The following is a 5,071-nucleotide window of genomic DNA, read 5'->3' as shown; positions in this document are numbered from 1 at the left end:
TACCGGATGCTCGCCCCGGCCGTCGTGGTCGCGATCGTCACCGACTGCGCGGTCGTGTAGGTCCCGCCCGGCGGGCTGAACGTGGGCGTCGCGACTGGGCTCGTGGTGCTGCCGTGGGTGTAGAAGAAGTGCGGCGTGTCGAACTGCGGGCCGCCCTTCTCGTACGTGAACCAGTACTCCAGCACGAAGCCGCTGGGCAGCGAGCTGACGGTCCGCTGCCAGGTGCCCGCGGTGTTGGTCATGCGGAAGTTCTGCTGGCCCGAGCTCGGGGAGAGGTAGTGCACGTCGACGTAGCGGGCGGGTGTCGTCGGCGTGAAGGAGATCTGAGCCTGGGTGGCATTGAGCTGCGTGACGCTCTGGGTGTAGTCAGCAGCTGCGGCGGCCGGTCCGGCGGTGCCGAACACGACGAGTAGGACGGCGGACGCGGCGACCGCGACCCTGGTCAGTCCTTTGTGCCAGAACGAGTGGTGACGGGCTGGGTCCCGTTCGCTCCGATGCATGGGGTGTACGCCTCCAAGGATGAAGAATCCGGCGGGTGCGTGAGAGCGCTCTCTCGTGGCGGACAGTAGACTGGCAACCCTGGCAACGGAAGAGTTACATGCTGGAAACATCCCCATGCACCGAAATTCGGCCGCCGGCCCCGCCGGTTAGGCCTGGTTCATGCAGAACCGGGCGCGAATTCGCTGCATGATCGGCACGGCTTCGCCCGGCCGTCGGACACCCCTTTTGATCGGGTCCGCGAAAGTTCCGGACACACCATCGAAACATCTAGACACATGGATCAAAGTTCCATAGTGTTGGCGGCACGGCCCTGAGAGCGCTCTCTCGATGATCCGTCGGCGCGGACCCCCGAAGGTGTGCTCGGCCCCCTGGGCCGGCATCACGGCTCCCTCGGCTGCGGCGCGACGGCGCGCGCCCTGCCTGGCGAACCCGGTCAGGAAGGGACAACAAGTGAAACGACATCCGCCAATCAAGCGGTGGCGGCCAATGGCGGCCGCCCTGCTCCTGGTCACCCCGGTGGTCACGGCCCTCGCCACGACGGCCACCCCGGCCGCGGCGGCGATCAACGCCGCGGACTTCCAGCAGGTCACGCTCGCCAAGGGCGTGGCGGAGACCGGCGAGCCCATGGCCATCACGGTGCTGCCGGACCGCTCGGTCCTGCACACCGCCCGCAACGGCACGCTGCGGCGCACCGACGTGGCCGGCAACACCACCGTCATCGCCAACATCCCCGTGTACACCCACGACGAAGAGGGCCTGCAGGGCGTCGCCGCGGACCCGAACTTCGCCAGCAACCGCTACATCTACCTGTATTACGCGCCACCGTTGAACACCCCCGCCGGTGACGCGCCCGCCAGCGGTACCGCCGCCGACTGGACCACCTGGAGCGGCGTCAACCGCCTGTCCAGGTTCACCCTCAACTCCGACAACACGGTCAACATGGCCAGCCAGGTCACGGTCCTGGACGTGGCGACCAACCGGGGCATGTGCTGCCACGTCGGTGGCGACATCGACTTCGACGCGGCCGGCAACCTGTACCTGTCCACCGGCGACGACTCCAACCCGTTCGAGTCCAACGGGTACTCGCCGCTGGACGAGCGCACCAACCGCAACCCCGTCTACGACGCGCAGCGTTCCGCCGGCAACACCAACGACCTGCGCGGCAAGGTACTGCGGATCAAGGTCAACGCCAACGGGACGTACTCGATCCCTTCGGGCAACCTGTTCGCGCCGGGCACCGCCAACACCCGGCCCGAGATCTACGCGATGGGCTTCCGCAACCCGTTCCGGATGACTGTCGACAAGGGCACCGGCGTCGTCTACGTGGGCGACTACGGCCCCGACGCGGGCACCACCGACGGCAACCGGGGCCCGTCCGGGCAGGTCGAGTTCGACCGGATCACCGCCCCCGGCAACTACGGCTGGCCGTTCTGCACCGGCACCAACACCACCGCCGAGACGTACAACGAGTGGAACTTCGCGACCAACGCCACCGGTCCGAAGTACAACTGTGCCGGCGGGCCGACGAACAACTCCTTCCGCAACACCGGCCTGGGCACCCTGCCCCCGGCCAAGTCCGCCTGGATCCGTTACGCGGGCGACGCCGGCTCACCCTCCGCGTTCGGCGGCGGCTCCGAGTCGCCGATGGCCGGTCCGGTGTACCGCTACAACGCCGCCAACCCGTTGACCACGAAGTTCCCGGCCAGCCTGGACGGACAGTTCTTCGCGGCGGAGTTCGGGCGCGGCTGGATCAAGCCCGTCGTCGTCAACAGCGACGGCTCCCCCGGCGCGATCGACAACTTCCCGTGGAACGGCAAGCAGGTCATGGACCTGCAGTTCGGCCCCGACGGGTCGCTGTACGTCCTGGACTACGGCACCGGCTACTTCAACGGCGACGCGAACTCGGCGTTGTACCGCTACGACTACGTCGGCACCGGCGGCAACCGGGCACCGACCGCCGTCGCCGGCGCCAACCGGACCTCGGGCGCGGCGCCCCTGGCCGTGACGTTCTCCTCCTCGGGCTCCAGTGACCCCGAGGGCGGCGCGTTGACGTACTCGTGGGCGTTCGGCGACGGCGGCACCTCCACCGCCGCCAACCCGGCGCACACCTACGCCGCCAACGGCAACTACGTCGCGACCCTCACGGTGCGCGACCCGCAGGGCGCCACCGGCACGGCCAGCGTGCCGATCAGCGTCGGCAACACCGCCCCGGTGGTCACCGTCAACAGCCCCGCGTCGGGGCAGCTGGCGGCCTTCGGCGACAGCGTGCCGTGGAGCGTCACGGTCACCGACCCGGAGGACGGCACCATCGACTGCACCAAGGTGACGATGGCGTACGTGCTCGGCCACGACCAGCACGCCCACCAGATCACCTCGCAGACCGGCTGCTCGGGCACCATCACGATCCCGGTCGACGGTGAGCACGACGACGCCTCGAACATCTTCCCGATCTTCGACGCGTCCTACACCGACAAGGGTGGCCTGACCACGCACGCGCAGAACATCCTGGCGCCCAAGCACCGGCAGGCCGAGCACTACAAGACGGCGTCGGGCGTCAACAAGTTCGCCAAGACGGCGGCCGAGGGCGGCATGACCGTCGGCGACATCAACAACGGCGACTGGATCCAGTTCGACCCGTACAAGCTCAACAACGCCACCTCGTTCACCGCCCGGGTCGCCTCCGGCGGCACCGGCGGGACGCTGCAGATCCGCACCGGTTCGCCGACCGGCACGATCATCGGCTCGGCAGCCGTGGCGCCGACCGGGTCGTGGGAGACGTTCGCCACCGTCACCGGCACCATCAGCGGCGCGCCGACCGGCACCACCTCGCTGTACCTCACGTTCGCCGGCACCGGCACCGCCGCACTGTTCGACCTGGACAGCTTCACGTTCGTCACCGGCACCACACAGCCGACGACGAACCTGGCGCTGAACAAGCCGGCGACCGCCTCCAGCGTGGAGAACGCCGGAACGCCCGCCTCGAACGCGGTGGACGCGTCGGCGACGACCCGGTGGTCCAGCGCCTTCTCCGATCCCCAGTGGATCCAGGTCGACCTGGGCGCCACCTACACCGTCAACCGCGTCCGCCTGCAGTGGGAGGCGGCGTACGGCTCGGCGTACCAGATCCAGACGTCGCCCAACGGCACGACCTGGACGACCGTGCGCTCGGTCACCGGCGGCAACGGCGGCGAGGACAACAACACCGCCCTGAACGCGTCGGGACGGTACGTGCGCATCTACGGCACGGCCCGCGGCACCGCGTACGGCTACTCACTGTTCAGCTTCGAGGTCTACAGCTAGAAAGGAGACAACCCGACCATGCTACGCAAAATTGCTTTCTGCACCGCCATCGTCGTCGCCGCGCTCGGCCTCACCGCCGCGCCGGCCCAGGCGGCGCCGGACTTCTCGGTGCTCGTGTTCAGCAAGACGGCGGGGTTCCGCCACGACTCCATCGCCGTCGGTACCCAGGCGATCCGCGACCTGGGCACGGCGAACAACTTCGCCGTGGAGGCCACCGAGGACGCCACCCAGTTCAACGCCACCAACCTGGCCCGGTTCAAGGCGGTCATCTGGCTGTCCACCACCGGTGACGTGCTCAACGCGACCCAGCAGACCGCGTTCGAGAACTACATCCGCGCCGGCGGCGGCTACCTCGGCGTGCACGCGGCGGCCGACACGGAGTACGACTGGGCCTGGTACGGCGGCCTCGTCGGCGCCTACTTCGCCAGCCACCCGGCGATCCAGACCGCGACGGTCCGCGTCGCCGACGCCACCCACCCGGCCACCGCCGGGCTGCCGGCCGCCTGGTCGCGCAGCGACGAGTGGTACAACTACCGCACCAACCCCCGCTCGCAGGTGCACGTGCTGACCACGCTGGACGAGTCCACGTACAGCGGCGGCACGATGGGCTCCGACCACCCCAACACCTGGTGCCGGGCCTACGACGGCGGCCGGTCCTTCTACACCGGCATGGGCCACACCCAGTCCAGCTACGCCGAGGCGGGCTTCCGCTCGCTGCTGCTCGGTGGCATCCGCTACGCCGCGCAGGGCACCGGCAACTGCTCCGTCACCACCCAGCCCCCGTCGAGCGACCTCGCGCTGAACCACCCCGTGACGGCGTCCAGCGTCGAGAACGCCGGCACGCCCGCCGCGAACGCGGTTGACGCCTCCACCACCACCCGCTGGTCCAGCGCCTTCTCCGACCCGCAGTGGATCCGGGTCGACCTCGGCGCCACGCACACGGTCAACCGGGTCCGGCTCGTCTGGGAGACCGCGTACGGCTCCGCGTACCAGATCCAGACGTCCCCGGACGGCAACACCTGGACCACGGTGCGCTCCGTCACCGGCGGCAACGGCGGTGAGGACGACAACACCGGCCTCACCGCGTCGGGTCGCTACGTGCGCATCTACGGCACGGCCCGCGGAACCCAGTGGGGCTACTCGCTGTTCACGTTCCAGGTATACGGCACGTGATCACCGGCCGGCCCGGGAGCGACTCGCTCCCGGGCCCGCCCCCCGGGTGTAGGGTCTGGACCAACCGGGCGGGGGGCGCGAAGGCGGGCCGCGCCCG

3 protein-coding genes are annotated in these 5,071 nt (G+C 69.5%); 2 read left to right on the top strand and 1 reads right to left on the bottom strand.

The window, feature by feature from the left end:
- Positions 1-500: chitobiase/beta-hexosaminidase C-terminal domain-containing protein (locus AB0K00_RS49660; RefSeq protein ID WP_363537489.1), on the bottom strand; the 500-nt coding region annotated here is incomplete at its 3' end.
- A gap of 487 nt (positions 501-987) precedes the next feature.
- Between AB0K00_RS49660 and AB0K00_RS49655 the strand changes: the two genes are divergently transcribed.
- Positions 988-3,801, top strand: coding sequence for a PQQ-dependent sugar dehydrogenase (locus tag AB0K00_RS49655; protein ID WP_363537487.1), 2,814 nt, complete (start codon positions 988-990; stop codon positions 3,799-3,801).
- Positions 3,802-3,819: 18 nt separating this feature from the next.
- Positions 3,820-4,974, top strand: coding sequence for a ThuA domain-containing protein (locus AB0K00_RS49650; RefSeq protein ID WP_363537485.1), 1,155 nt, complete (start codon positions 3,820-3,822; stop codon positions 4,972-4,974).
- Positions 4,975-5,071: the final 97 nt, after the last annotated feature.

It is taken from the genome of Dactylosporangium sp. NPDC049525 (assembly GCF_040676755.1).
GTDB lineage: Bacteria > Actinomycetota > Actinomycetes > Mycobacteriales > Micromonosporaceae > Dactylosporangium.
The sequence above is the reverse complement of the archived record's forward strand: the minus strand, read 5'-3'. Positions and strand labels throughout refer to the sequence as shown.